23 protein-coding genes and 1 pseudogene are annotated in these 23,966 nt (G+C 61.2%); 17 read left to right on the forward strand and 7 right to left on the reverse strand.

The window, feature by feature from the left end:
• Window positions 1-238: 238 nt before the first annotated feature.
• Window positions 239-934, forward strand: a complete 696-nt coding sequence (locus tag HRU92_RS18520) for a L,D-transpeptidase (protein ID WP_172125804.1) — start codon at window positions 239-241, stop codon at window positions 932-934.
• 27 nt (window positions 935-961) lie between these two features.
• Here the strand turns inward: HRU92_RS18520 and HRU92_RS18525 are convergent, their stop codons facing one another.
• From HRU92_RS18525 to HRU92_RS18535, 3 genes and pseudogenes are all read right to left on the reverse strand, one after another.
• Complete coding sequence (locus HRU92_RS18525; protein ID WP_127754412.1) at window positions 962-1,384, reverse strand: DMT family transporter; 423 nt, start codon at window positions 1,382-1,384, stop codon at window positions 962-964.
• Window positions 1,381-1,877: pseudogene (locus tag HRU92_RS18530) on the reverse strand (DMT family transporter). The gene HRU92_RS18525 and the pseudogene HRU92_RS18530 overlap by 4 nt, the downstream one beginning before the upstream one ends.
• A 210-nt stretch (window positions 1,878-2,087) precedes the next feature.
• The gene (locus tag HRU92_RS18535) at window positions 2,088-2,717 is read right to left on the reverse strand and encodes a nuclear transport factor 2 family protein (protein ID WP_206524648.1); all 630 of its coding nucleotides are present in this window, start codon (window positions 2,715-2,717) and stop codon (window positions 2,088-2,090) included.
• Window positions 2,718-3,177: 460 nt separating this feature from the next.
• Between HRU92_RS18535 and HRU92_RS18540 the strand changes: the two genes are divergently transcribed.
• The 6 genes from HRU92_RS18540 to HRU92_RS18565 all read left to right on the forward strand — a co-directional run bounded on the left by HRU92_RS18540 (window position 3,178) and on the right by HRU92_RS18565 (window position 10,660).
• Window positions 3,178-3,666 (forward strand): winged helix DNA-binding protein, encoded by a 489-nt coding sequence (locus HRU92_RS18540; RefSeq protein ID WP_349236756.1) that lies wholly within the window; start codon window positions 3,178-3,180, stop codon window positions 3,664-3,666.
• Complete coding sequence (locus tag HRU92_RS18545) at window positions 3,663-5,513, forward strand: ABC transporter ATP-binding protein (RefSeq protein ID WP_248307254.1); 1,851 nt, start codon at window positions 3,663-3,665, stop codon at window positions 5,511-5,513. The genes HRU92_RS18540 and HRU92_RS18545 overlap by 4 nt, the downstream gene beginning before the upstream one ends.
• A gap of 29 nt (window positions 5,514-5,542) precedes the next feature.
• Window positions 5,543-7,078, forward strand: a complete 1,536-nt coding sequence (locus HRU92_RS18550; protein WP_172125800.1) for an ABC transporter substrate-binding protein — start codon at window positions 5,543-5,545, stop codon at window positions 7,076-7,078.
• Window positions 7,079-7,147: 69 nt separating this feature from the next.
• On the forward strand, window positions 7,148-8,071 hold the full coding sequence (locus tag HRU92_RS18555) for an ABC transporter permease (protein ID WP_172125798.1): 924 nt from the start codon (window positions 7,148-7,150) through the stop codon (window positions 8,069-8,071).
• A 13-nt stretch (window positions 8,072-8,084) separates the two neighbouring features.
• Window positions 8,085-8,933: an ABC transporter permease gene (locus tag HRU92_RS18560; protein ID WP_349236755.1), complete on the forward strand. Its 849-nt coding sequence runs from the start codon at window positions 8,085-8,087 to the stop codon at window positions 8,931-8,933.
• Window positions 8,930-10,660, forward strand: coding sequence for a peptidase M14 (locus HRU92_RS18565; RefSeq protein ID WP_172125794.1), 1,731 nt, complete (start codon window positions 8,930-8,932; stop codon window positions 10,658-10,660). Before HRU92_RS18560 ends, HRU92_RS18565 begins: the two co-directional genes overlap by 4 nt.
• A gap of 55 nt (window positions 10,661-10,715) precedes the next feature.
• On the opposite strand, the gene HRU92_RS18570 is transcribed toward HRU92_RS18565, so the two are convergent.
• Window positions 10,716-11,381, reverse strand: a complete 666-nt coding sequence (locus tag HRU92_RS18570; RefSeq protein WP_248307255.1) for a GntR family transcriptional regulator — start codon at window positions 11,379-11,381, stop codon at window positions 10,716-10,718.
• Between the two features lie 225 nt (window positions 11,382-11,606).
• Between HRU92_RS18570 and HRU92_RS18575 the strand changes: the two genes are divergently transcribed.
• The 4 genes from HRU92_RS18575 to HRU92_RS18590 all read left to right on the forward strand — a co-directional run bounded on the left by HRU92_RS18575 (window position 11,607) and on the right by HRU92_RS18590 (window position 15,922).
• Window positions 11,607-13,058 (forward strand): aldehyde dehydrogenase family protein, encoded by a 1,452-nt coding sequence (locus tag HRU92_RS18575; protein WP_172125844.1) that lies wholly within the window; start codon window positions 11,607-11,609, stop codon window positions 13,056-13,058.
• Window positions 13,059-13,162: 104 nt separating this feature from the next.
• The gene (locus HRU92_RS18580; RefSeq protein ID WP_172125792.1) at window positions 13,163-14,122 is read left to right on the forward strand and encodes a substrate-binding domain-containing protein; all 960 of its coding nucleotides are present in this window, start codon (window positions 13,163-13,165) and stop codon (window positions 14,120-14,122) included.
• A gap of 124 nt (window positions 14,123-14,246) precedes the next feature.
• Window positions 14,247-15,197, forward strand: coding sequence for an ABC transporter permease (locus HRU92_RS18585; RefSeq protein ID WP_349236754.1), 951 nt, complete (start codon window positions 14,247-14,249; stop codon window positions 15,195-15,197).
• Window positions 15,194-15,922 (forward strand): ATP-binding cassette domain-containing protein, encoded by a 729-nt coding sequence (locus tag HRU92_RS18590; protein ID WP_172125790.1) that lies wholly within the window; start codon window positions 15,194-15,196, stop codon window positions 15,920-15,922. The genes HRU92_RS18585 and HRU92_RS18590 overlap by 4 nt, the downstream gene beginning before the upstream one ends.
• A 131-nt stretch (window positions 15,923-16,053) precedes the next feature.
• Here the strand turns inward: HRU92_RS18590 and HRU92_RS18595 are convergent, their stop codons facing one another.
• Window positions 16,054-16,842, reverse strand: a complete 789-nt coding sequence (locus HRU92_RS18595) for an SDR family oxidoreductase (protein ID WP_172125788.1) — start codon at window positions 16,840-16,842, stop codon at window positions 16,054-16,056.
• A 95-nt stretch (window positions 16,843-16,937) separates the two neighbouring features.
• Here HRU92_RS18595 and HRU92_RS18600 point away from each other — a divergent pair, with 95 nt between their 5' ends.
• Window positions 16,938-17,831, forward strand: a complete 894-nt coding sequence (locus HRU92_RS18600) for a LysR family transcriptional regulator (RefSeq protein ID WP_172125786.1) — start codon at window positions 16,938-16,940, stop codon at window positions 17,829-17,831.
• Between the two features lie 156 nt (window positions 17,832-17,987).
• Here HRU92_RS18600 and HRU92_RS18605 read toward each other — a convergent pair whose 3' ends face one another.
• Complete coding sequence (locus tag HRU92_RS18605) at window positions 17,988-19,109, reverse strand: alkene reductase (protein WP_172125784.1); 1,122 nt, start codon at window positions 19,107-19,109, stop codon at window positions 17,988-17,990.
• 152 nt (window positions 19,110-19,261) lie between these two features.
• On the opposite strand from HRU92_RS18605, the gene HRU92_RS18610 reads away from it, so the two are divergent.
• From HRU92_RS18610 to HRU92_RS18620, 3 genes are all read left to right on the forward strand, one after another.
• Window positions 19,262-19,621: a helix-turn-helix domain-containing protein gene (locus HRU92_RS18610; RefSeq protein ID WP_172125782.1), complete on the forward strand. Its 360-nt coding sequence runs from the start codon at window positions 19,262-19,264 to the stop codon at window positions 19,619-19,621.
• A 218-nt stretch (window positions 19,622-19,839) separates the two neighbouring features.
• Entirely contained in the window at window positions 19,840-20,538 is a 699-nt protein-coding gene (gene gntA / locus HRU92_RS18615) for a guanitoxin biosynthesis heme-dependent pre-guanitoxin N-hydroxylase GntA (RefSeq protein ID WP_172125780.1), read from the forward strand.
• Window positions 20,538-21,128: an urea carboxylase-associated family protein gene (locus HRU92_RS18620; protein WP_173088883.1), complete on the forward strand. Its 591-nt coding sequence runs from the start codon at window positions 20,538-20,540 to the stop codon at window positions 21,126-21,128. Before gntA ends, HRU92_RS18620 begins: the two co-directional genes overlap by 1 nt.
• Before the next feature lie 32 nt (window positions 21,129-21,160).
• Here the strand turns inward: HRU92_RS18620 and HRU92_RS18625 are convergent, their stop codons facing one another.
• Window positions 21,161-21,619 (reverse strand): NUDIX domain-containing protein, encoded by a 459-nt coding sequence (locus HRU92_RS18625; protein WP_172125776.1) that lies wholly within the window; start codon window positions 21,617-21,619, stop codon window positions 21,161-21,163.
• 146 nt (window positions 21,620-21,765) lie between these two features.
• Here HRU92_RS18625 and HRU92_RS18630 point away from each other — a divergent pair, with 146 nt between their 5' ends.
• The gene (locus HRU92_RS18630) at window positions 21,766-22,764 is read left to right on the forward strand and encodes a GntR family transcriptional regulator (RefSeq protein WP_172125775.1); all 999 of its coding nucleotides are present in this window, start codon (window positions 21,766-21,768) and stop codon (window positions 22,762-22,764) included.
• A gap of 11 nt (window positions 22,765-22,775) precedes the next feature.
• Window positions 22,776-23,933, forward strand: a complete 1,158-nt coding sequence (locus tag HRU92_RS18635; RefSeq protein ID WP_127754432.1) for a signal peptide prediction — start codon at window positions 22,776-22,778, stop codon at window positions 23,931-23,933.
• Window positions 23,934-23,966 lie beyond the last annotated feature (33 nt).

Here is a 23,966-nt window from a genome sequence, read left to right on the forward strand (position 1 = left end):
CCCACCGCAGCCTTATAAGGTTAGTTGACTGGCAGAAGTATCAAGAAGAGCCTGCCCTGAAACAGGGCTACTTACCTTCCAGTACTTGGGCCCGGACCATCGAAGGATCGTGAACTGCTCGGCCGCAGGAGCAAGACCATGCTTGCCAACTGCCATCGATGAGAACAAGCTGCCTCGGCCGGACCGGTGGATGCAGTTGGACACACCACCGCGGCCGGCATGGGGAGGTTGGAACATCATGGACGATGGATTTTCCGGTGCCGGTGAAATGACCACCGCAGCGGGGGTATGTTCGCTCAGCCGCCGCCGGTTCCTGGTGGGCGCTGCGGCCGGTCTTGGCGCTCTGGGGCTTGCCGGCTGCGCCAGCTCGGGCACCGATATGAGCCTGGCTGAAGCCAAGCTCGCCTATGGCCCCCTTCCCCAGGAACGCTTCCCCGTTCCGGCGGTCAATGTCGGCAAGATCAACCCGAAATATCTGCGCCGCATCGTGCGCTACGACACGGCGGAAGCCCCTGGCACGATCATCATCGATCCGCGCAATTACTACGTCTACCGCATCGAAGGCGAGGGCAATGCCACGCGTTATGGCGCCAATGTCGGCCGCCAAGGCTTTTTGTGGAGCGGGGACGCCTATATCGGGCGCAAAGCCGAATGGCCGGTCTGGACGCCGCCCCGGGAAATGATCGCGCGCCAGCCCGAGGTCGCCAAATATGCCGGCGGCATGCCCCCGGGCCTCGGCAATCCTCTAGGCGCGCGCACGCTTTATCTTTATCAGAACGGCACCTACACGCTTTACACCATCTACAGCACGATCATGCCTGAAACCATCGGCAAGGGCATTTCCAGCGGCTGTATCGGCCTGCTGACGCAGGACATGGTCCATCTTTATGAGCGGACCCCGGTCAAGACCAAGGTCGTGGTCCTCAAGGCCTGAAGCTGACGCGGCAGGCGGCTGGAGCGATCAGCGCCGCCTTTGCGTCAGCGCCATGCCCGCCAGGATCATCACCACGCCAAGGCTTGCCGCCCACAGCGTCACCGGTGCGCCGCGCAGCATGTCGAAAATGACGCCGCATACCATCTGCCCGGCGATCACGAGGAGCGTCGAATTAACGGCACCGATACGTGGCAAGAGCCAGGAGCCGGAGGCGACAAACACCACCCCGAGCGCCCCACCCGTGAAAACCCACCACGGAATAGCGGCAAGGTTGCTGGGAATGAGCCCGCCGATCACTAGGGCAATGGCACTGAGGAAAACAAAGCCGACGCCGTGATTCCAGAAGGAGGATATCAGCGGCGTGCTGGACAGGGACAACCGTCCATTGACCTGGCGGCTTAGGATCACGAGCAGACCCGCGACGAAAGCGAAGACGCTGGACGTAATCATGCGCCACCCAGTCCGAACAGGATGATGACCATGCTGCCGCCCCCGATCAGGAGCACGGCAGCGGCATCGCGCCACTCAAGGCGTCGCCGCGGCAGGCCGAGCAAGCCCCAGAAGTCGGCGGCTAGGCTAAGCACCACCTGACCGACCAGGCCCAGCGCCAGCGTGCCCGCCAGGGCGAGCGGCGAATTGACGTCGGTGGAGGTCAGCATCACGGTCGCTGCGCCCAAGATGCCCCCGAGATAAGCCCAAAGGGGTGCTTGCCCGCTTTTTCCTGCGCAGCTTGGCTTGAAGCGCGTTGTTGGCGCCAAACGATCGCCAACACCGCTACGGAAACAACCATGCCGACGCCATGGGCAAGCCAGGACGAAAACATGGGCCCGCCATAACGCCCCGCTTCGCCATTGATGAACACGGCGAGCGACAGCAAACCCCCGGTTGCAAAGGCTGCGATCAGGTGCAGCGGGTTGAGGCGCTGCGCACCAGATGACGACATGACAAGGAACCGACTCGGGTTGGGATCAAACAGCTCTAATGGTTGTGAGGCGCCGGTAGAAGTGCAATCCACCGGGCGCCCTATCCGTGCGGACAAGAAGCAATAGAACGCCCACGTCATGATGTTGCGTTGCGTCGCAGAGCACAAGATCTGCGGCAAGACCGAAGCATTCAGGTTGGGCGCGCAGCAAGGCAAGCTGCGCGCTCAAAACTATTGAGCCGGGCACATATTGGTGGGCTCGACCTTGAGGACGGGGAAGCAATCCTTCCACTGCTCGGTGCGAGTCGGCCATGGGGTCAGGAACTCCGGCGATTCTTCGTATTCAAGCACGCCCTGCGCCTGCAGGTTTTTGACCCGCCCATCGAGATATTCCTTGAGCACGGCGACCTTACCGTCGACAACCGTGGCGATCCAGACATCGTTGACCACCTGGCGGCTACCGCGCTGGATGGTGCGGAACTGAATTTCCATGGCGACCCGATTGGCTTCGGCATCAATGTAGAAAGCGTCGGCCGGCAGGAAGAAGCTCGTATCCTCGGCTTGGCCGCAAAACAGTTCGAGATCGGCGACCGCCGCATCAATGCCAAGGACGCGGCTTGTAGGATAGGAAAAGTCCACGTCCTCCGCCAAGGTCGCCCGCATCAGATCTGTATCGCAGGTGGCCCACGAACTAGCGAGGTCAAGCATCAGCGCTTGCATCTGAGCGCGGGCCGATCCTTCGGACTCGATCGTACCGGCAAACTCCACGCCCGGACGAACTTCGGCGGCGACAAGACTGGCAGCAGGCAAGCTTGCGAGAAGGGCAAGACAAGAAACGGCGAGGCACTTCAAATTACGCATTATAGTGTTGTCCCATTGAGCAAACATCTGTTCGCCCGCTTACTATGGCTGTGGCACATTCCTCCGGCAAGATGACCAGGGCCTGCGAGGCCTTCCTAGTCCAGCGAGACGTCGCTTACAGGGACGGGTTGGGCGATCCGCTACACAACTGCCTGGCCGTTAGCCCCAAAGCCGGCATCAAGAATGGCAGCCCGAGGCCGAGAGCCGGACGGGCTGTGTGGAGCTCGATCTCCCCCAACTATAGCCTGACCATGCATGAGCTCAACATAGCTGAGTGCAATCAGGGGACGGGCCGTTTGTGCGGAAAAGAGATGCAACTTTGTTGACACGACGTAGATAAGATGTTGCAGGTCCGGCAAGCAGACATGCAAGGACCGCGAGTTTGACGGGTTCACCGAAGTCCACACGGACGACACCGCATCCGCCCCGGACAGCACAGGGCGACAGAGCCTTTGGCCCAATTGTTTCCTCCCAGCATCTGGCTGAGGGCTCATCGCCGGGGCTTTCGGAACTGGAGTTCGGGGTGACGCAGGTCTTTCATGCCTTTTCGCGGTGGATGGTGCGCTGCATGACCGCAGCAGGTCAGCCGGGTTTGTCGGCTATGGAGATCCTGATCCTTCATTCCATCCGCCATGGCGACCGTCCGAAAACACTGGCCGATATTTGCCTCGTGCTCGATATCAACGACACGCATGTCGCCAGCTATGCCATCCGCAAGCTCGAAGCCGCAGGCCTGGTTCATGGCGGCCGGGCCGGCAAGGAAAAGACAGTGCGAATTTCTCAAAACGGGATCGAGCTGTGCGGTCGCTATGCGCGTATTCGGGAGGAGCTTTTGGTGCGCGCCACCTCTGCTGGTCCTTCCCAGGAAGAGCTGTCGCATATGGCCAGCGTGCTGCGGCATTTATCGGGATCCTATGACCAGGCAGCACGGGCAGCCGCAACGATATGAATACAAACGACGCCATGCTGGCGAATACCGGCTCCCCTATTCTGGAAGTCAGTGGCCTTTCGGTCGACTTTGGCGCCAACCGCGTCGTCAATGATCTATCCTTCAGCGTAAGTCCTGGAGAAACGCTCGCCATTGTCGGGGAATCGGGCTCCGGCAAGTCGGTCACCTCGCTTTCGGTGATGCGTTTGGTCGAGTACGGCAATGGACGCATCATGAGCGGCGAGATCCGCTTTGATGCCGGCAATGGCCCCCAGAACCTCGCCCAGGCCAGCGACGCCGATATGCGGCGCATTCGCGGCAATGACATCGCGATGATCTTCCAGGAGCCAATGACGTCGCTGAACCCCGTTTATACCGTGGGCAATCAGATCAGCGAAGTGTTGACGCTCCATCGCGGCCTCAGCCGGAGCGCGGCCCGCACGGAAGCCGTGCGCCTGCTGTCGCTGGTGCGCCTGGCCGACGCCGAAAGCATGCTGGACCGCTATCCCCACCAGCTGTCAGGGGGCATGCGGCAACGCGTCATGATCGCCATCGCCTTGGCCTGCCAACCCAAGGTGCTGATCGCCGACGAGCCCACCACGGCGCTCGACGTGACCATCCAGGCGCAAATTCTGGCCATTCTCGCCGATCTGCAGCGCGAACTTGGCATGGCCGTTGTTTTCATCACCCACGACATGGGCGTGGTCGCTGAGATCGCCGACCGGGTCGTGGTGATGTGGCGGGGCCGGAAGGTCGAAGAAGGTGCTGTAACCGAAATCTTCGCCAATCCCCAGCACCCCTATACCAAAACGCTTCTTGCCGCTGTTCCGCGCTTAGGGGCGATGACGGGCCGCGACTTGCCGCGGCGCCTAGCTTTGACGGTAATGGATGGTGAAATCCCCCGAACGATCGGCGAGGATCGCGATCACCAAACAGCCGAACTGTCCGCCGCTGCCATCGCCGAAATCCGCGATCTCACCGTGCGATTCGACGTTGGCAAAACGCTGTTGGGCCGCGTCACGCATCGGGTCCACGCCGTGGAACATGTCAGCCTCAACCTCCGGCCGGGCGAGACTCTTGCGCTGGTGGGAGAATCCGGCTCGGGCAAATCCACCATTGGTCGCACCCTGCAGGGCCTGCAGCCCGCCACATCGGGACAGATCTTTTATCAGGGCCGTTCCGTGGCCGACCTGACCGGCGCCGATGCCATGCGCCTAAAGCGGGAAATCCAGTATATCTTTCAGGATCCCTTCGCTTCGCTCGATCCGCGCAAGAGCGTTGGCTTCTCCATCGCCGAGCCGATCCGGACCCATGGCCTGATCAAGGACGAGAAAGCGTTGCAGGCGCGTGTCGCCGAGCTTCTGGTCAAGGTCGACCTCGACCCGAGCGTCGCCAGCCGCTATCCGCACCAATTCTCGGGCGGCCAGCGTCAGCGTATTTCTATCGCTCGGGCACTCAGCTGCGATCCTAAGCTGATCATTGCCGATGAGGCGCTTTCAGCTCTCGACGTCTCCGTACAGGCCCAGGTTATCGAGCTGATGATGGCGCTGCAGGAAGAGCGTTCCCTAGCCTACCTGTTCATTAGCCATGACATGGCCGTGGTCGAGCGCATGGCACATCGGGTCGCGGTGCTTTACCTCGGCCAGGTGGTGGAAATCGGCTCCCGCCGGCAAGTGTTCGAGAATGCCATGCACTCCTACACACGCCGCCTTCTCGCCGCTGTGCCGCGCGCCGAACCGGGCAAGGATCGGGGACGGACCCTGATGGAAGGGGAGATTCCCAGTCCCGTGCGACCCGTCGGACAGGAACCAACAGTGCTGAGCTACCGCGAAGTCGCGCCCGGGCACCTGGTTGCGATTGAAGACTGATCGGCCCCAGATTCAACAGGAGAGAAAACATGAAACTTTGGCACAAAGCCCTTACGGGAGCGCTCTTGTCGAGCGTCCTGGCGCTCAGCGTGACCGGCACTGCCTTAGGGCAAGGAGCGGGCACCCTCAACATCGCCACCCCTCAGGATCCCGGCAGCTGGGATCCGATCGACACTTTCCTCGTTAACTGGTCCGCCGTCGCCAACAATGTTTTCGATGGCCTCGTGGCACGCACGCCCGAGCTTGAGATTGTGCCGGCGCTCGCGACCGAATGGGAGATCAGCGAGGACGGGCTCACCTACACGTTCAAGCTGCGCGAAGGCGTGAAATTCCACAATGGCGAGGCGTTCGACGCCGATGCTGTCAAGTTCACCTTTGATCGCCTCCTGGGCGAAGAAGGCGCCGTGGGCCCGCAGCAGTCCAACTACAACTCCATCGAAAGCGTCGAAGTGGTCGACCCGAAGACGGTGGTTTTGCATCTGTCGCAGCCCGACCCGGTCCTGCTCACCAAGCTCACCGGTTATGGCGCGATGATCGTGCCGCCCGACTATATCGCCGAAAAAGGCGATGAGGTCTTCAACACCCAGCCGGTCGGCACCGGGCCGTTCCGCATGGCCTCCTACGAGGCGCGCAACCAGGTGACTTTGGAAGCTTTCCCCGAATTCTGGGGCGAAGCACCCAAGCTGCAAAGCGTAGTGTTCCGCTTCATCACCGAGCCCTCCACGGCTGTAGCCGAACTGCAGTCCGGCCGCATCGACATGGTGATCCCGCCTTCCGTTCCGGTCGGCTCCATCCCCACCATTGAACAGGCCCCCAACCTCAAGGTCGTTTCGGTCCCCGGCCCCACGGTATATTCCCTGCGCTTCAAGACCGATGAAGGCATCACGGCCGACGAGCGCGTTCGCCGTGCTCTCGTGATGGCTGTCGATCGCGACACCATCATCGAAGCGATCCTCGCGGGCCAGGCGACCCCGATCTCGTCGTTCCAGTCGGCTCAGACCTTTGGTAACGACCCCGATCTGGAGCCCATCCCGTTTGACCCGGAAGGCGCCAAGGCGCTGCTGGCCGAGGCGGGAGTCGAACCGGGTGCCACCGTCCAGATCGACGTGCGCGGCAACGACGCCACCTTCAATGAAGTGGCGCAGGCCGTGGCTGCCTATCTGTCCGCAGTCGGCATTACGGCAACCATCCAGCCCTATGAAACCAATGTCTTGCTCAACGACATCATTCCCGCCGGTCGCACTGGCGCGATGTGGCAGCAGTCCTGGGGCGCATGGACGTTCGACTACGACAACACCGCCTATCTGATGTACCACGAAGGCGAGAAGTGGAACCCGTATGGCAACGATCCCGAGTTGGACGCACTACTGGAATCCCAGCGCAGCATGACCAATGTCGCCGAACGCGAGACTGTACTGAAGCAGATCGCAAAATATGTCGCCGACCAAGCGCTGGAAATGCCGCTCTACAACGTCAACCAGATCTACGCGGTCAGTGACCGGGTCGGCAATTTTGTTGCCCCGCCCGATAGCCGCTTGCGCCTGACCGACGTCACCGTCGAATAGTTCGAGACCTTTTAAACTCGCCGCTCCGCTATCGAAGCGGGGCGGCTCATGCACTTCCGGGGTGAAGCGATGGCAGGTTTCCTTATCAAGCGGTTGTTGCAGGCAGCCTTCGTCGTCTTCGCCGTCACGCTGATTGTCGCCTTTGCCATTCGGCTCACCGGCGACCCTGCCCTGATGCTGAGCCAAGGGGCCGGCAGTATCACTGAAGCCGATCTGCAGCGCATTCGGGTGGGCCTGGGCATCGATCGGCCCTTCCTGGTGCAGTATTTCGATTTCTTGGGCGGCATTTTCACCGGCGATCTCGGCCGCTCTTTCATGGGCGGTACACCCGTCAGTCAACTCATTGGCCGGGCGTTGCCCGCAACCTTGTCCCTGGCACTCACCTCCCTCGTCGTTTCAATCCTGGTCTCGATCCCGCTGGGGGTGGCTTCAGCAACCCATCGTGGCAAATGGCCCGACCAGCTCATTCGCGTGTTGTCGCTGGTTGGGCTGTCCTTTCCCAATTTCTGGCTTGCCATCATGCTGGTGCTGCTGTTGTCCATCACCTTCCAATGGCTGCCGCCAAGCGGCCTCGAAGGTTGGCAGAGCTTCATCATGCCAGCGCTCACCATGGCAATCATCCTGACGGCAACCAATGTCCGCCTGGTGCGCACCTCCATGCTGGAGATCTTGCAGCAGCAATATGTGCTGGTCGCTCGGGCAAAAGGGCTCTCCGAACGCGCCGTGCTCTACAAGCATGCACTGCGAAACAGCGCTATTCCCCTGATCACCTATCTGGGCCTGCAATTCGGCGGCCTTCTGGGCGGCATCGTCGTGGTGGAGCGCGTGTTCAACTGGCCGGGCATGGGCACGCTGGCCTTTGATGCGGTTTCTGCGCGCGACTACCCGGTACTGCAAGGCGTCATAGTGGTGCTTTCGCTGATGATCGTACTGGTCAACCTTCTGGTCGACATCGCTTATGGCCTGGTCGATCCGCGCATTCGGACGGAGTAGAACCGTGAGCGAAATTGCACTCAAGCCGCATCCGCTTTCCGCCTTTCGCTCGGTCGAACTCCTGGTGGGTCTCGTAATTGTCGGCAGCATTGCGCTAGCGGTCATCTTCGCTCCCCTGCTGTTTCCCGATGGTGGGACGGGCGTGAACCTGATGGCGCGTCTCACGCCGCCCTTCACCAACGCGGCCCATCTCTTTGGCACCGACCCTCTTGGTCGTGACGTTCTGGCCCGCGTGGTATGGGGGGGCCGCATATCGCTCCTTGTGGGCGTGGTTTCGGTTGCCGGCGCGGTTGTCATCGGGGTCGTCATGGGCCTTGTTGCCGGCTATTACCGCGGCATCTGGGATATCCTCGTCATGCGCTTTGCCGATATCCAGCTGGCGCTGCCCTTTATTCTGCTCGCCATCACCTTCATGGCCATCATTGGCGGTGGGCTGACCAACATCATCATCCTCATGATCGTCTCCCAATGGGTGCAATATGCACGCATCGTGCGCGGCCAGGTGCTGACGCTGCGCGAGCGTGAGTTCGTGCTGTCGGCTCGCTCCTTTGGCGTGTCGGGGTTCAACCTGATCCGTCATCACCTGCTGCCCAATCTGCTGGGGCCCGTCGTCGTCCTGATGACGCTCAACATCGCCAACAACATCCTACTGGAATCAAGCCTCACCTTTCTCGGGCTCGGCGTTGATCCATCCACGCCCTCTTGGGGCGGCATGCTGGCCGATGGCCGCACTTACCTGCAGACCGCATGGTGGGTTAGCGTCTTTCCCGGCCTTGCCATCTTCCTGACCGTGCTCGGCCTCAACCTCCTGGGTGACTGGCTGCGCGACCGTCTCGATCCTACTGGAAGAACCAGCCGATGAGCTTCCCACTTTGCCAGACCTTCCCGTCCACCATTGAGGAGATCACCGCCCGCTTCGCCGATGCCACTGACATCGAAGCTTGGCTCTTTGCCGACGAAGCCTCGCGCCGCGCGGCGGAATTCAAGCTCGCGGCAAACGGTGTTCGGGCGCGGTTTCGCTCTGCCTACAAGCCACTGGTCCACGCCTTTCTGGAAGAGATCGACCTGGCTGGTGTCACCGCGGTGGAAATAACCTATCCTGTTCACCCTCAAGGGGAGCCTGGGCGATTCCTGCTCGAAGCTTACCCGCTCGCCGGTCTTTTGGCCGTGCCGGTCCGCTTCACCCCCCGAGCTGACGCCGACCTTCACTATGACGTCGTTCTCCTGCACGAGGATGGCAGTTCGGCAAGCCTGGAGGTACAAGCGCCAAACCGTGTCCATGTGGATCACACGGGAGCGCAGGTGCTTTCTCCCACAGGTTGGGTGCGGGTGGAGCGCGCGGGTGTAACGGTAGCGGACGAGCGGATTGACACCGACTTTGAGGCGCTGTTTGCAACAGCGATCAAAGCAATTGTTGAGCATGCGTGGGGCCCTACCGAGCCATTCTTTGACGAGCTACGCATTGCCGTGACATTGCCGATTGCCGACCGGCCCCTGCCCCTCGGCGAGGAGGTGATCAGCCTAACCGAAGCACTGCATGAGGATCTTTACTTCTCAGGTCTCGAGATTTTTCATAGCAAGTCTGGTCGGCCGTCTGGGGACCGGGGCCTGCAGCCCGGCCGCATTGTCCCGGTGGTCAGCTATGGGCTTGGGCCTGCGCGCCTCGATATCTCCTTGCGCCATCATAGCCACGCTTTGCCCTCGGCACCCCGCCAGTCCTTGGAAACCGCGACGGCTCCGATTGCCTTTGATGATGTGAATGAGGGACTTGAAGCGGTCGGCGGCGAGGTTTTTACCGGCACCTCCTACTGCGGGCGCACTGTATCGGGGCGCTATCACCTCGGGTCAGATGCCCCTGTTCTTGTTTCCGGCGGCCAACATCCCAATGAGCCAACCGGCGTGGTCGGCGCCTTGCGGGCGGCCCAACGCCTCGCGCGTCGCAAGAATGCCCACTTCAGCGTCGTGCCGCTCGAGAACCCCGATGGTTATGCCCTCGCCCGTGAACTTTACGAGGTCGAGCCGCGCCACATGCATCACGCCGCCCGCTACACGGCGCTCGGCGACGACCTTGAATACCGGCAGGCCGGCCCGCTTTATGAACGGGACGTCCGCGAGCAGATGCTGGCGCTGTGCGGCCCTGCCCTGCATGTCAACCTTCATGGCTATCCCGCTCACGAGTGGACGCGGCCGCTGACCGGATATGTGCCACGCAATTTTGCCCTGTGGACCGTGCCAAAAGGCTTCTTTCTGGTCCTGCGGCACCAGCCCGGCTATCGCGCCCAATCCGAACGTCTAGCGCGCGAGGTAGCCCGACGACTCAATGGGGTTCCTGGCCTCGCCGAACTTAACGCGAGGCAGATCGAGCTTTATCGGGCCCATGCTGGTGCACTAACCTTCGACATTTACTCCGGCTTTCCGGTGAACATCACTGAATTCCCTGACCTGAAAGTGCCGGTGACGCTCATCACGGAATACCCCGATGAAACCATCTACGGAGATGCTTTCCAGCTGGGCCATGAAGCCCAGACCCAGACCGTTCTAGCCGCCTATGATGTTTGGCAGGAGATCGCAAACGACCGGCGGCAATAACGGTCGCCTCCAATCGCAGCCGAAGTAAACCTTCGCCTCGCTGAGGGGCAGAGGCTTACATAAACATGCTGGAGTGCTGATTTTCCAGATCGGGTAGATCGTCCAGTATGCTCCCCAAGTGCTCGGCCATGGCCGTCTGGGCCCGCTGCACATCATGGGCGTCGATGGCCTCCATGATCGCCTGATGCTCGCGCACCCGGCGTTGCATGTCGGCTTCCCGCTGCAAGGTTAAATTGCAGACCCGATCCATATGCGTTTTCATGTCCGCGATGGCTCTCCAAGCCATGCCGACGCCAGCCCCAGTGGCCACGGCAATATGGAACGCCTCATCATGCTCGCGAAAGGCGGCGTGATCGAGCCGGCTGGATGCCTCCTCCTGCTTCACCAGCAGATTGGCGATGCGCTTGCGTTGCCAAGGGTCGAAGGACTGCGCCGCTCGCGCCACGACAGCAACTTCCAAGGACTGCCGCACGAACAGGGCTTCGGTCATTTCCTGAGCTGAGATGCGAGCAACCACGGTGCCTCGATGGGGCCTTATCTCGATCAGCCGCGAATTAGCCAACCGGATCAGCGCCTCGCGGACAGGCTGTCGTGACACGCCCAAGCGGGTGGCGATCTCCTGCTCGGAGAGGCGGGAGCCAGGCAGCAGCTCCAACTCGATGATGGCGCGGCGAAGGTCTTTCTCGATGGTCACGGCAGCGCTCTCGCCGCTCTCGGCCATCTGGATATCCAAGGTCATCGTACAAGTCTCATCCCGATTGACAGCTCACATGCAGCCGCCATACGGTACCATACAATTCCATACAGGGCGCAATGAACGTCCGGCACATCTGAGGAGAGGCGGGTTTGACCCGCAATGGCGATGAACATCCAGTCCCGCTTTCAGCCCAATTTTGTATCGCCAAACCTTAGTGATCCGCGATTGGCGAGTAAACGTAGCTATCGTATGGTGATCGATGGCGTGCCTTGCGATGCTCAGTCGGGCAGGGTTTTTGAGCGGGACAGCCCAGGCCACCGGGGCAAAGTTGTAGGCGTGTGGCCCGCGGGTGGCCCAGCAGACGCTGCTTTGGCTATCAGCGCTGCCCGTCGGGCTTTCGACGATGGTCCCTGGCCGCGCATGAGCGGAGCGGAGCGCTCAACCATCTTGCACCGCGTGGCCGCAGGGATCTTGGCTGATCTAGACGAGTTGGCGCTGATCGAATGCCTCGAAACGGGCAAGCCGCTGAGCCAGGCGCGTGGGGAGATCGGATACTGCGCTGATTTGTGGACCTATGCGGCTGGTCAATGCCGCGGCCTTGAGGGGGACACCCACAATTCAATCGGCGAAAACCGACTGGGACTCGTGCTGCGCGAACCTGCTGGGGTGGTTGGCATTATTACCCCGTGGAATTTTCCATTCATCATCGTGTCCGAGCGCGTTCCGTGGGCGCTGGGTGCGGGCTGCACCGTTGTCGTGAAGCCCAGCGAATTCACCTCTGGCACCACAATTCGTTTGGCCGAGATTGCCCTCCAAGCTGGGCTGCCCCCCGGTGTGTTCAACGTCATAACCGGATACGGCCCCGAAGTTGGACAGGTCCTGGCGGAAGATCCGCGAGTGGACGTTCTGGCCTTTACCGGATCGGTTCGGGTCGGCACCGAGTTGGCGAGCATTGCTGCGGGCAGTGTCAAGCGAGTGGGCCTGGAACTGGGTGGCAAGGGGCCGCAGATCGTCTTTGCCGACGCGGACCTTGAGGCTGCGGCCGACGGGATCGCCTATGGCGTCTACCACAATGCCGGCCAATGCTGCATTTCCGGCAGCCGCCTTATCGTTGCCAATGCCATTCGCCCGGCGCTGCTGGAGCGCCTACTCGACATTTCGCGGCGCCTGCCCTTTGGCGATCCCCTTGGCGCAACCACACGATTTGGCGCCATGGTTTCCCAGCAGCATACCGAGAAGGTCTCAAGCTATGTGGCGGCAGGGGTGGCGGAAGGAGCCGAATTGCTGCTCGGCGGCGACATGGTCGATGCCAAGTCGGGCAATTTCTTTGCCCCGACCGTGTTCGACCGGGTGCGCCCGGACATGCGCATTGCCCAAGAGGAGATCTTTGGACCCGTTCTGGCAACCATAGGTTTTGACGCGCCCGAAGAAGCCGTTGCCCTTGCTAATGGGACCCCTTTTGGGCTGTCGGCCAGCGTCTGGTCGCGCGACCTTGAAACCGCGATTCAGACCACGCGCAAGCTGCGGGCGGGCCGCTGCTGGATCAACTCCGTTATCGACGGAACACCCGAACTGCCGATCGGTGGCTACAAAAAGAGCGGCACTGGCCGGGAACTCGGCCGCTATGGCTTTGACGAATATTCCCAGTTCAAGGGTCTGCATATGACCCTTGGACGCGGGCAACCGTGGTTCGAGCACTGAGGAGCGCTGCACGACCGAAAACTGGCGGCGGGCTCCGGATCGGAACACGCCGTTCGACCCGGACCTGAGGAGGACCCGGGGCAATTCAAAGGGAGGACTAATCCATGAAACTGACTAAGTTTAAGTGCGCCTTGCTGGGAGGCTGCGCCCTGTTCGCCAGCCTAGGAGGAGCGATGGCGCAGGATCAGGAGCCGGTTAAGGCGACCATGATCATCTATCTCGATCCGAGCGTGCAGTTCTTCAATCCCGTGGTCAAAGGCGCGCAAGACGCTGCCGCCGCGTTCAATGTTGATCTGGACGTGCAATATGCCAACAACGACCCAGTGCGCCAGAATGATCTGATCGAAACGGCCGCGGCCACGGGCGTGGATGGGATCGCCGTGTCCATCTCCAGTTCGGATGCATTCGACGACAGCATTTGCGCGGCAGTCGAAGCCGGCATCGTGGTGATCGGCTTTAATAATGACGACCTGGAAGGCCGCGATGGCAATTGCCGGCAGGCCTATGTTGGCATGGATGAGTTCGCCTCCGGCTACGAACTGGGCAACCGGATGATCGAGGAATTTGGTCTCAAGGAAGGGGACACGGTCTTCAACCCACGCGAAATTCCCGAGGCAAGCTTCGCCGTGGCGCGCGGCGGCGGCATTGAAAAGGCTATGGGGGAACACGGTATCACTGTTGAAACAGTGCGTGCCGGCCTGGACCCCGCAGAAGCTCAGAACATCATGGCACAGGCGCTGATCGCCAATCCAAACATCAAGGCCGTGTTCGGCACTGGTTCGGTCACCTCCACTGTTGGGGCTGGCGCCATTCGCGACGCTGGGGTGGACGTGCCGTTTGGCGGCTTTGATCTAGCGATCGAAATTGCAGACGCGGTGGAAACGGGCGCGATGTTCGCCACCATGGACCAGCAACCCTATCTCCAGGGCTACTACCCCATCGCCCAGATCGCCATGGCCAAGCGCTACGGTTTGACCCCGACAGATGTCGACACCGGACAGGGCGCGTTCCTGGACCAAGGCCGCATTGGCGCCGTCAAGCCACTGATCGGTACCTATCGCTAACGGGATCTGCCCCGGCCCACAGGGCCGGGGCTTGCCTTCAGAACTGGATATCACCGTGACCGAACTTTCCCCTGCTCGCGCCCTTGCGCCGAAGCGGACGGCAGCGACGTGGCTGCACGATTTGCTGTCGATGCCTGCAGGTGCGATCCTGCTGGTGTTTGTTGTCGTGCAACTCGCCTGCATCATCGCCGGGCTCTTGTTCCCTGACACCTTCCGCTACCTGTCGCCGCAGAACATGGGCATCATGATGCGCTCGGTCCCCGTACTGGGTTGCCTGGCGCTTGGCGCCGGCGTGCTGATGATCGCCGGGGAGTTCGATCTGTCCATCGGTTCGGTCTACACGTTAACTGCCGTGGTCATGGCGGTGCTGGTGGGCCAAGGCGTGGACGCCTTTCTTGCCGCCCCTGTCGGCCTGCTTGTCGGTGCTGCGATCGGGTTGGGCAATGGAGCGCTGACGCTGCGCTTCAATCTGCCATCCTTTATCGTCACCCTGGGGGGGTTGTTGTTCTGGCGGGGCGCGGTGCTGCTGATCAACGGCGCCGTGCAGGTGCGCTTTGATCCCAATCCGGTGTTCCAGGCCATGTTTGGCGGCACAGTACTCGGCATCAACGCCGCATTTATCTGGTTTGTCGGGCTCTGCCTGGTGTTCTGGGCCATGCTGCACCGGCACCGTTTTGGCAATCATGTGTTCGCGACAGGCGGCAATCGCTCGGCAGCAACAGCGATCGGCGTCAACACCGCCCGGGTCAAGCTGATGGCCTTCGCCCTTGCCGGCTTCATGGCCGCTTTTGCCGGTATCCTCGCGACCACCCGCGTTGGTAGCGTGCAACCGGGACAGGGAGCCGGGCTGGAGCTGCAGGCGATCGCCGCTTGCGTCATCGGTGGGCTCTCCCTACGCGGCGGGCGCGGCTCAATCCTGGGCGTGTTCCTCGGGGTGATGCTGATCTTCACCATTACCGACGTGCTGCTGCTTATGCGCGCGCCTGGCTTTTATCTCGACATGTTCATCGCCACGCTGATCGTGGTGGCCTCGATCTTCAACCATGGGCTCGATCGCCGGGGAGCTTCCATATGAGCCTGTTGGCCCTGCACAATATCAACAAGTCCTTTGGACCCCTCAAGGCGCTGACCGATCTCAGCTTTGAAGTCGGGCATAGTGAGGTTGTGGGCCTGCTTGGCGATAACGGGGCTGGCAAGTCGACCACGGTCAACATGATCTCGGGCATCCACCAGCCGAGTTCGGGCTATATCTCGGTGGAGGGGCAGCGGCACGAGTTTACCTGCCGGCGCGACTCCGCCGAAGCGGGCATTGAAACCATTTACCAGAACACCGCTCTTGTGGATTGCCTGTCCATCTCACGCAACATCTTTCTGGGGCGAGAACTCACCGACCGCTTCGGTTTTCTTGACCTCAAACGCATGCGCGAGATTACCATGCAGGTGCTTGAAAGCGCAGTGCATATTTCGGGTATCGACAGTCCCGACAAGCTGGTGGGCGATCTCTCGGGCGGCCAGAAACAGGCGGTCGCAATTGCTCGCGCCGTGTTCTTCAAACGACGCGTCCTTCTCCTCGATGAGCCCACCTCGGCGCTTTCCGTGCGTGAAACAGAAGCCCTCCTGCATCAGGTGCTTAAGCTCAAGGCAGAAGGGGTCTCGAGCGTGCTCGTGACCCACAACCTCTACCACGCCTATCAGGTCTGTGACCGCTTCGTGATCATGAGCCACGGCACCAAGGTTTGTGACGTGGCCAAGGCCGACACCACCATCGAGGAACTGACGCAGCATGTGGTGCTGACATGAGTATTCCGCTGCCTGCCGGTTTCATCGAAAAAGACCGGGACCACCCCCTGCCCCCCTCGGTGCCGAACCACTTTGCCGCAATTCTGCCTGCAAGATGAACGGGTTCTGAACGACAGATGACCGCGGTCTTGTTAAACGCGGTAACGAGGCGCGGGGGAGCCGGTTTGACTGGCGGCGAACAGTGCTTCGGAGGTTGCGGCGTATTGGTGCCAGAGCTCGATGTCCGCCACTGACGGCAAGGTGACATCTTCGCCGCTATCCAGACCGGCCAGAGCCGCGTCGACCATCGTATCTGCGCTCATGATCAGTTCTGCCGGGATTTGGTCGAGCGGCATGATCGAGCCATCGTAAATCTCGGTGGCGACACCAGCGGGCAGCACTGCCTGCACCTGGATGGCTGTGTCCTTGAGCTCCTGCTGCAGTCCGCTCGTGAACAGCAAGACGAAAGCCTTGGTTCCGGCATAGATGGAGGAGAGGGGCAAAGCCTGGAATGCCAGGACCGAGCTGATATTGATGATGGTGCCTCGGTTTCGTGCCATGAATCCCGGCAGAGCGGCGTGGGTGAGACGCGTCAGCGCGGACACGTTCAGCGACAACATGGTGCTGATCCCCTCGGACGACAGCTCGGCCGTGCCCCCGATGTGGGTCAGGCCTGCATTGTTGACCAGCATGTCTATAGACGTATCGGACGCCAGAACTTCGGCCACCCGTGTGATGCCGTCATCCGTGGCGAGGTCGGCAACCAGTGGTCGTGCGCTGATGCCGTAGCTGCTGATGAGTTCGGCGGCCAACTGCTCGAGCCGTTCGGCGCGGCGCGCGACAAGGATGAGGTCGTGCCCACGGGCTGCTAATCGGCGCGCATAGGCAGCTCCGATGCCGGAGGACGCTCCGGTAACAAGAGCAGTGCTGGAAAGGGACATGATTGATCTCCAAGGTTGATGCCGAGGAGATAGACCCGAATTGGCTTCTGCATTAGGCTGATAGATCTGATAGGGTTCATTGGCTGGGCCGATAGATGAGACGCCAGGACTTGAGCGACCTCCTTGCCTTCCAGGCTGTCGCCGAAGAGCAGAGCTTTACGCGGGGCGCCAAGCGCCTTGGCTTGTCGCAAGCGACGCTCAGTCAAACGATCAGCAAGCTTGAGCAACGCCTTGGCTTCAGGCTTTTGGCGCGCACAACGCGCAGCGTTCGGGCCACCGAGGCGGGACAGCGCTTGCTCGACACGCTTAGACCGGCACTCGCCGGGCTTGAAGCAGAGATCGAGGCGCTCGCGGGGTTAAGCGATACGCCAACTGGCACCATCCGCCTGACCACCATCCGCTTTCCCGCCAAGTCCCTGGTCCTGCCAGCCCTCGAGGCGTTCCGGATGGCTTATCCCCGGGTGAAGGTGGAGATATTCGCCGACGACGCCTTTGCCGATATCGTCGCCGGCGGTTTTGATGCCGGAATCCGGTTTGGCCACCAGATTGAACAGGACATGGTGGCAGTGCCGATCGGGCCGGACGCCCGCGCTGCGGTCGTGGCGACACCGGAGTATTTCGCCCGCTATCGGGTTCCCAAGGACCCCTGGGATCTCGCCCGCCACGACTGCATCAACTTCCGCATGGCGAGCGCTGGAAACATCGCCAGGTGGCACTTTTCGCAAGGCGGGCGCCCCCTCGACGTCGCGGTGGACGGCACCCTGGTGGTCAACGACGGGGACACTCTGGAGGCAGCCGCTTTGGCCGGATACGGGCTGGCTTATGTTTTCGAGGATCAAGTGGCCGATCATCTCAGCAGCGGGCGGCTCGTGCGGTGTCTCGAGGATTGGTGCCCGCCTTCGCCGGGCTATCATCTTTACTATCCATCGCGGCGGCAACGGACCCCCGCACTGGTCGCCCTGGTCGATATGCTGCGTTACCGCCCCTGAGTGGATGGAAAAGCGGACAATACCCCTGCCAGCACGGGCAAGCTTGAGGGCATTTCGATCAACCTCCAGAACAGTAGGCTTTCGCATCTGGCGGGCCGCACGGTTAATAATTGGCGGGTCAGCAGGCCCGCCAATCCTTGGGGTGTAACAGCCCGATCACACAGCCATGACAGCTTCGGCAGCCCTGGGGTAATCGACATATCCAGCGGCTCCGCCGCCATAATAGGCTTCGCGATCACTCGGGCTCAGGCTTGCCCCGGTAGCGAAGCGTTCGACCAGGTCCGGGTTCGAGATAAACGGAGCGCCAAAGGCAATGGCATCGGCAAAGCCATTGTTGATCAAAGCATTGCCGGTTTCGAAGCTATAGCCGCCATTGGCGATCAGCGGGCCGGAGTAAAGGGGCCGGAAATGCTTGGCAATATCGGCTCCAAGAGCTTCCACCGGCGTGCCTGCCAGATTGCTGATCGGGTTCATGAGGTGCAAGTAGGCCAGATTGCGCTCTGACAACTGGCTAACCAGATGCTCAAAGGTCTTCAGGGTTTCGGCTCCCGCAACGAACTTGCCGACGCCAGTCAAGCCTGGGCTGAGCTTGATGCCAACCCGACCAGGAGCCCAGGCATCGGCCAGGGCGTCGATAATTTCCAGCGGGAGCCGCGCCCGGTTTTCGACCGAGCCGCCATAGTCATCCGTTCTGAAATTGAGGGTTTCGTAGAGGAAGGCCGGGATTAGAAAGGTGCTGATGCCATGGAGTTCAACTCCATCGAAACCGGCAATCTGCGCCAAACGAGCGGATTTGGCGAAGTCGTCCACCGTGCGGGCGATATCGCTGAGGTCCATGGCTCTGGGCGTTACGGTTTCCTGAAAGCCGGCATTGGTAAACGTCTGCACACCAGGGTTCACCGCCGATGGGGCAAGTGGCAGTGCGCCGTCCAGCATATCAGGGTGCGACGAAGGGCCGGTATGACCGAGCTGGACGAAAATCCGCCCGCCCGCTTCATGAACGGCATCGGTGACGCGACGCCAGCCTTCGGCCTGCTGGTGCGTGTAAAGTCCGGGTACATTTATGAAGCCCACCCCATCGCGGCTGGGCCAGGTCCCCTCGGTCAGAATGAGGCCCGCCGAAGCGCGCTGGGCGTAGTACTGGGCTTGAAGCGCATTGGGGACCAGTTCAGGATTGTTGGTCCGCGCACGGGTCATTGGCGCCATCACAATGCGGTTGGGGAGTTCGAGATCGCCCAAACGGATTGGGCGCAAAAGGACAGGGTTTGACTCGGTCATGTTCGCTCATGGGGCAAGGCGAAGCGCCAACCGCGGATCGGGCTTCTGGAGGAGGACGATGCCCGTCGACATCATTGCCCAACCTAGCTATAACCGTGCGCACCTAGAGACAAGTACCGACCTTTTAGTAAGTATGGGTGGGCGGGGAAGAGATGACCCAAACCAAGTTCAGATGCGGCCTGGAAGCGGTGCTGGAAATTCTGGGCGGCAAGTGGAAGCCGCTTATCCTGTTCCATCTAGTTAGTGGCCCGAAGCGCACAGGACAGTTGCGCGGCCTTGTCACCAATGTGAGCGAGAAGATGCTGATCCAGCATCTCAAGGAGCTGACCAATGACGGCATTATTCGCCGCATTGATTTCCGGACGGTCCCCCCGCATGTCGAATACGAACTGACCGAGTTTGGCCAGAGCTTGGCTCGTGTTCTGGCGCCGCTGTGCGAATGGGGAACACAGCATGACGGTGAAATCTCAGCTATCGTACAGAAGCGGACACTTGCGGCAGACGCGGCATAGTCGGTGGGTGTTCTGGCGATGACCGCCCTACCCCCTATCCAGCGCAAGACCGATGGCCGAATGGAGGTCGGCTGCCGACCGGCCACTTCGGCGAAGGGTCGTCGCTGCCGGTGTTCAAGTGTTTCCCTTCGCACGAGTTTGGTGGCGTTCTGGCTTGTGATGGAACGCGATCGCGGCACAAGCCTTAGCTGCATAGTTGCATCAAATGCCGTGGGCTCATGCTTTTCGACTCTGAACGTGCCTTGGAAGAATTTATCCGGGATCCATCCTTTCCCTGCGTTGGCGCCAAGTCCGCCTTGGGAAAAGACCAGTTGACCACTTATGTGGCTCGCAGCATCGACAGCGCCTGGAACGATGTCGAGATCCAGGACCAGCTCATGCGGTTCGCCTGGGGCTATCAAGAATATCCCACGCTGTTTACGAGCTTTGCGGTGATCTTCGAGGGCCCTGATGACCTTGATGAAGCGCGGTTCGAGCGGCACATGTGGGAGCGCATCCAGTCGCTGACCGCAAAGGATAGCTGGCGCGGACAAACATCGGACCCACGCGTCAGTGCAGATCCCGATGATCCGCATTTTTCGCTGAGTTTCGGCGGCCAAGGGTTCTTTGTGGTGGGCCTGCATCCCGGGGCGAGCCGCCCGGCCCGCCGCTTTGCTTATCCGACCATGATCTTTAACCTGCATGATCAGTTCGAAGCCTTGCGCGCGCAGAACCGCTACGAGAAGCTGCGCGGCTCGATCCTGGAGCGTGATCTGGAACTTGCGGGCAGCATCAACCCAATGCTGGCTCGCCACGGCACCGTTTCCGAAGCCAGGCAATATAGCGGCCGCAAAGTGCCCGATGGCTGGAGCTGTCCTTATCATCGCGAGGAAATTCCAGCCGCGGCCGACCCTTTAGGCGAAACGGAGCATTCCTGATGGACCTCGGCATCAACGAAATTGCGCCACGCTCAGGTACGGCCTTCGAGCTCAGCGCGGGGCAGATCCTGACCGTTATCGATCCGCTGGGTGGCCAGGTCGCGGACCTGTTGGCGATTTCACGGGCCGATACTGCCGAGATGATCTCCTCGGGCCGCACCCTGGATTATGCCGAGAGCATCTATCTCACCACCAGCAATCTGCTGTATTCGAACCGTTCCAACGTGATGCTCGACATCATCGAGGACACGGTCGGCCGGCACGATTTCCTGCTGACCCCATGCAGCGAAGCAACCTTTCGCCTGTGTTACGACAATGAGCCACCTCACCAGGGCTGCCATGGCAATCTGCACCACGCGTTGATGCCCTATGGCATCGCCGAAGACGCTATTCCCGTGGCCTTTAATTGCTTCATGAACGTGCCGGTGGATGGGGTAACGGGCAAATTCAAAGTGCTGCCGCCACTGAGCAAAGCGGGAGACTTCATCCGCTTCCAGGCTCGGATGGACCTGATCATCGGGCTCACAGCATGCTCGGCGCCGGCCAGCAATGGCGGCAGCTTCAAGCCAATTCATTATTCCATCGGCTGATCGTTGGATTTCTTGCTGGTGCCAGGGCCGGCTCAAGCAACGCCGGCAGCCCGGAGATAGTCGAGGAGGTCTTCGGGAAACACCTGCTCGCTCGTCGTGGCAAGCTCCTTGTGGCTCCACCAGCGATGCTCCGCCATCACTTCGCGCTCGAGATCGGTCCAACCTTGCCGCGAGATGTCCTGGCTCGGCGCCCGAACCAGAAAGTATCGCTCATCGGCTTGCACCATCTGGCCCGAGGCCAGGGGGAATGTGGTTCTGCGCTGGCCCACCTCCTGCCCTACCTCCAGGATCAGGCCAGTTTCTTCCTCGAGTTCGCGCCGGGCGGACTGTTCGAAGCTCTCGCCCTCGTCCACTGCGCCGCCCGGCGTCGCCCAAAAAGTTCGCCCGGCCAGCGCGCCCGAACCGTGCACGAAGCGAAACAACAGCACGCAACCGCTGGGATCGACAACCAGGAGCCGCGCTGAAGGGCGCTGAACGAGATCAGGTTTCATGCAAGCCGCCCCCCTGTCTTCAATGCTGTGCTAAAACGAGCCCAGTCCCAACGGAAGCGATTTCCGAACGGGACCAGTGTCGGTAGGGTTGCCTTGCGAGATACACGTCCCCTTTTTGCCCGCCCTAGTCGTGCAGTTTCGAAGTGATGGCTAAAGCACAACCTGCCGACAACAAACCTTATTACCAGATCGTTCGGGAGGCACTTCACGCCAATATCCGGACGGGCAAGTTACCCGCTGGGACCCGGCTGCTGGTTTCGGCAGTGGCCGACCGGCTGGGCGTGAGCCGCCCGCCCGTAAAGCGGGCCTTGGACCTGTTGGCGGCTGAAGGGGTGATCACCCCGCTGAGTTCGCAAGGCTATGTGGTCGGCGCCGGGGGTGCTGGAGAAAGCACGACGCGCACCAATCTACACGGCCTGGCGCTGGACCTGCCAGCCGAACTTGGGAGCAATCTGGGGCAAGCCAGTTGGGAGCGCATCTTTGCGGCCGTCGAAACCGACATCATGAACTGCATTCCCTTCGGCACTTTCCAGATTTCGGAGGCTGGGATCGGGGACTATTTCGATGTCAGTCGCACCGTAGTGCGTGACGTACTTTCGCGTCTCGATGCACGAGGGCTGATTGACAAGGACCGCAGTTCCCACTGGATTGCCGGCCCGTTCAGCGCCCGCATGCTCGATGATGCCCATGAAGTGCGCCGGCTGCTGGAGCCCGGGGCAATTGCCGCCGCGCAGCCGCATCTGGATAGCGGCATGCTGAGCAAAGCGCGTGCCGATATCGCAGCGGTGCTGGAGGGATCGGTGCCCCTCACCCAGGCCGTGCTCGACAAGCTCGAAGCGGACCTGCATGTGGAAGCGCTGCGGGCCGGCCGGAACAAGCAGCTGGCGCGAGCGGTGCAGCTGTCGCAGCTGTCGCTTGTTATCAATCGCCTGTTCGAGACCTATATCGGGCTGCACGAGGAAACCAATCTTTTGCGCGAGCACGCGCTGGTGTTCGATCATCTGCTGCTCGGCGACGGCGCTGGCGCTGCCATGGCGCTGCGTCACCATCTCGATGCGGACCATGCGCGAGCCCGGGCCCGGCTTAAAGTGCTTTCGGTGTTTGATGCCGCCGCGATCGCGCCCTATCTCACCCGCATTCACTAAAGAGTTCCTGCGTGCCCCAACGACCCAAGCTCCGCATCATTGCCCGCAGCGAAGTTCTCCCCCGCGCGGTGCTGGAACAAGCGGCGAGCGATCTGCCCTTCGACCTGGAATTCGAGCTGATCGACAGCGTCAAGGGTTTGCAGCGGGTGGTGACTACCCCTGAGAGCTTCGATGTGTACCACCAGTGGCACACGGTTGATCTGATCTGGACGGCCCGCGCCATTCAGGCCATTGACCTTAAGCGCATACGCAATGGTCAGCTGATCAAGAGCCAGGCGGTGGCGCGCCGCAGCGACGCCCGCGCCCTGGGGTCAGTGTTCAACCAGCTCTTTGTGCAGCCATCGGGCGCCATCGGCCCTGCCCCCACCGACCAGATCGTGATGCTGCCGCTGCAGCATGGCGTCGATTCCTTTGCCTTTTTGCCGGCCGCCCTCAAGGAATGGCCAGAAGGCACGCCCCATAGCTGGGGCTGGATGCTCGACAAGCGTCTGCATGGCCGGGTCGCGATCATGAGCGAACCCGTGCTGGGCATGATCGAGGCAGCCCTTGCCGTGGAGGCTTCCGAGGGGATGAGCTTTGCCGATGTCGGCAATCTCTCCATCGAGGAGATCGACATCGTCGCGGACATCCTGCTGCGCAAAAAGAAACTGGGTCACTTCAAAACTATCTGGAACAACCACTACGAGGCGGCCCGGTCCATGCACCGCGGGGCCGTGCTGCAATCGATGTTCTCACCGGCCCTTGCCACCCTGCGCAGCCAGGGCGTGCCGGTGGTTTCGGCCGTGCCGCAGGAGGGCTTTCGCGGCTGGCATGTGGATCTGTGCATTTCGGCAGCCGCGCAAGGCGAGCAGCTGGAAGCGGCCTATGCCTATCTCAACTGGTGGATGAACGGCAAAGGCGGCGCCATCACCACCCGCCAGGGCTATTACTTCGTGCTGCCCGATCTGGTGCGACCCCATCTGAGCGGGCCGGAATGGGATTACTGGTATGCCGGCAAGCCGGCCGAGACCGTGCTGACCAATCCGGCGGGAGAGCCTAGCATCGCACCCGGCGACCTCCGGGAAGGCGGCTCGTATCTTGAACGCATGGCGCGGGTGCGGGTCTGGAACGCCTTTATGGACGAGCACACCTATCTGGTGCGCCGCTGGCGGGAGTTTCTGGAGGCATAAAAAAGAGGCAACAGCCGGCCTGGTGCCGAACTG

It is taken from the genome of Devosia sp. 1635 (assembly GCF_013185955.1).
Taxonomy (GTDB): domain Bacteria; phylum Pseudomonadota; class Alphaproteobacteria; order Rhizobiales; family Devosiaceae; genus Devosia.

Bases quoted from the DNA above. Each gene is read 5' to 3' on its own strand.
- HRU92_RS18620 (WP_173088883.1), top strand. From the start codon at position 20,538: ATGGACCTCGGCATCAACGAAATTGCGCCACGCTCAGGTACGGCCTTC.
- HRU92_RS18590 (WP_172125790.1), top strand. From the start codon at position 15,194: ATGAGCCTGTTGGCCCTGCACAATATCAACAAGTCCTTTGGACCCCTC.
- HRU92_RS18545 (WP_248307254.1), top strand. From the start codon at position 3,663: ATGAATACAAACGACGCCATGCTGGCGAATACCGGCTCCCCTATTCTG.
- HRU92_RS18570 (WP_248307255.1), bottom strand. From the start codon at position 11,381: ATGGCCGAGAGCGGCGAGAGCGCTGCCGTGACCATCGAGAAAGACCTT.
- HRU92_RS18605 (WP_172125784.1), bottom strand. From the start codon at position 19,109: ATGACCGAGTCAAACCCTGTCCTTTTGCGCCCAATCCGTTTGGGCGAT.
- HRU92_RS18600 (WP_172125786.1), top strand. From the start codon at position 16,938: ATGAGACGCCAGGACTTGAGCGACCTCCTTGCCTTCCAGGCTGTCGCC.
- HRU92_RS18575 (WP_172125844.1), top strand. From the start codon at position 11,607: ATGGTGATCGATGGCGTGCCTTGCGATGCTCAGTCGGGCAGGGTTTTT.
- HRU92_RS18565 (WP_172125794.1), top strand. From the start codon at position 8,930: ATGAGCTTCCCACTTTGCCAGACCTTCCCGTCCACCATTGAGGAGATC.
- gntA (WP_172125780.1), top strand. From the start codon at position 19,840: ATGCTTTTCGACTCTGAACGTGCCTTGGAAGAATTTATCCGGGATCCA.
- HRU92_RS18625 (WP_172125776.1), bottom strand. From the start codon at position 21,619: ATGAAACCTGATCTCGTTCAGCGCCCTTCAGCGCGGCTCCTGGTTGTC.
- HRU92_RS18555 (WP_172125798.1), top strand. From the start codon at position 7,148: ATGGCAGGTTTCCTTATCAAGCGGTTGTTGCAGGCAGCCTTCGTCGTC.
- HRU92_RS18525 (WP_127754412.1), bottom strand. From the start codon at position 1,384: ATGATTACGTCCAGCGTCTTCGCTTTCGTCGCGGGTCTGCTCGTGATC.
- HRU92_RS18535 (WP_206524648.1), bottom strand. From the start codon at position 2,717: ATGCGTAATTTGAAGTGCCTCGCCGTTTCTTGTCTTGCCCTTCTCGCA.
- HRU92_RS18580 (WP_172125792.1), top strand. From the start codon at position 13,163: ATGAAACTGACTAAGTTTAAGTGCGCCTTGCTGGGAGGCTGCGCCCTG.
- HRU92_RS18595 (WP_172125788.1), bottom strand. From the start codon at position 16,842: ATGTCCCTTTCCAGCACTGCTCTTGTTACCGGAGCGTCCTCCGGCATC.
- HRU92_RS18610 (WP_172125782.1), top strand. From the start codon at position 19,262: ATGACCCAAACCAAGTTCAGATGCGGCCTGGAAGCGGTGCTGGAAATT.
- HRU92_RS18630 (WP_172125775.1), top strand. From the start codon at position 21,766: ATGGCTAAAGCACAACCTGCCGACAACAAACCTTATTACCAGATCGTT.
- HRU92_RS18550 (WP_172125800.1), top strand. From the start codon at position 5,543: ATGAAACTTTGGCACAAAGCCCTTACGGGAGCGCTCTTGTCGAGCGTC.
- HRU92_RS18520 (WP_172125804.1), top strand. From the start codon at position 239: ATGGACGATGGATTTTCCGGTGCCGGTGAAATGACCACCGCAGCGGGG.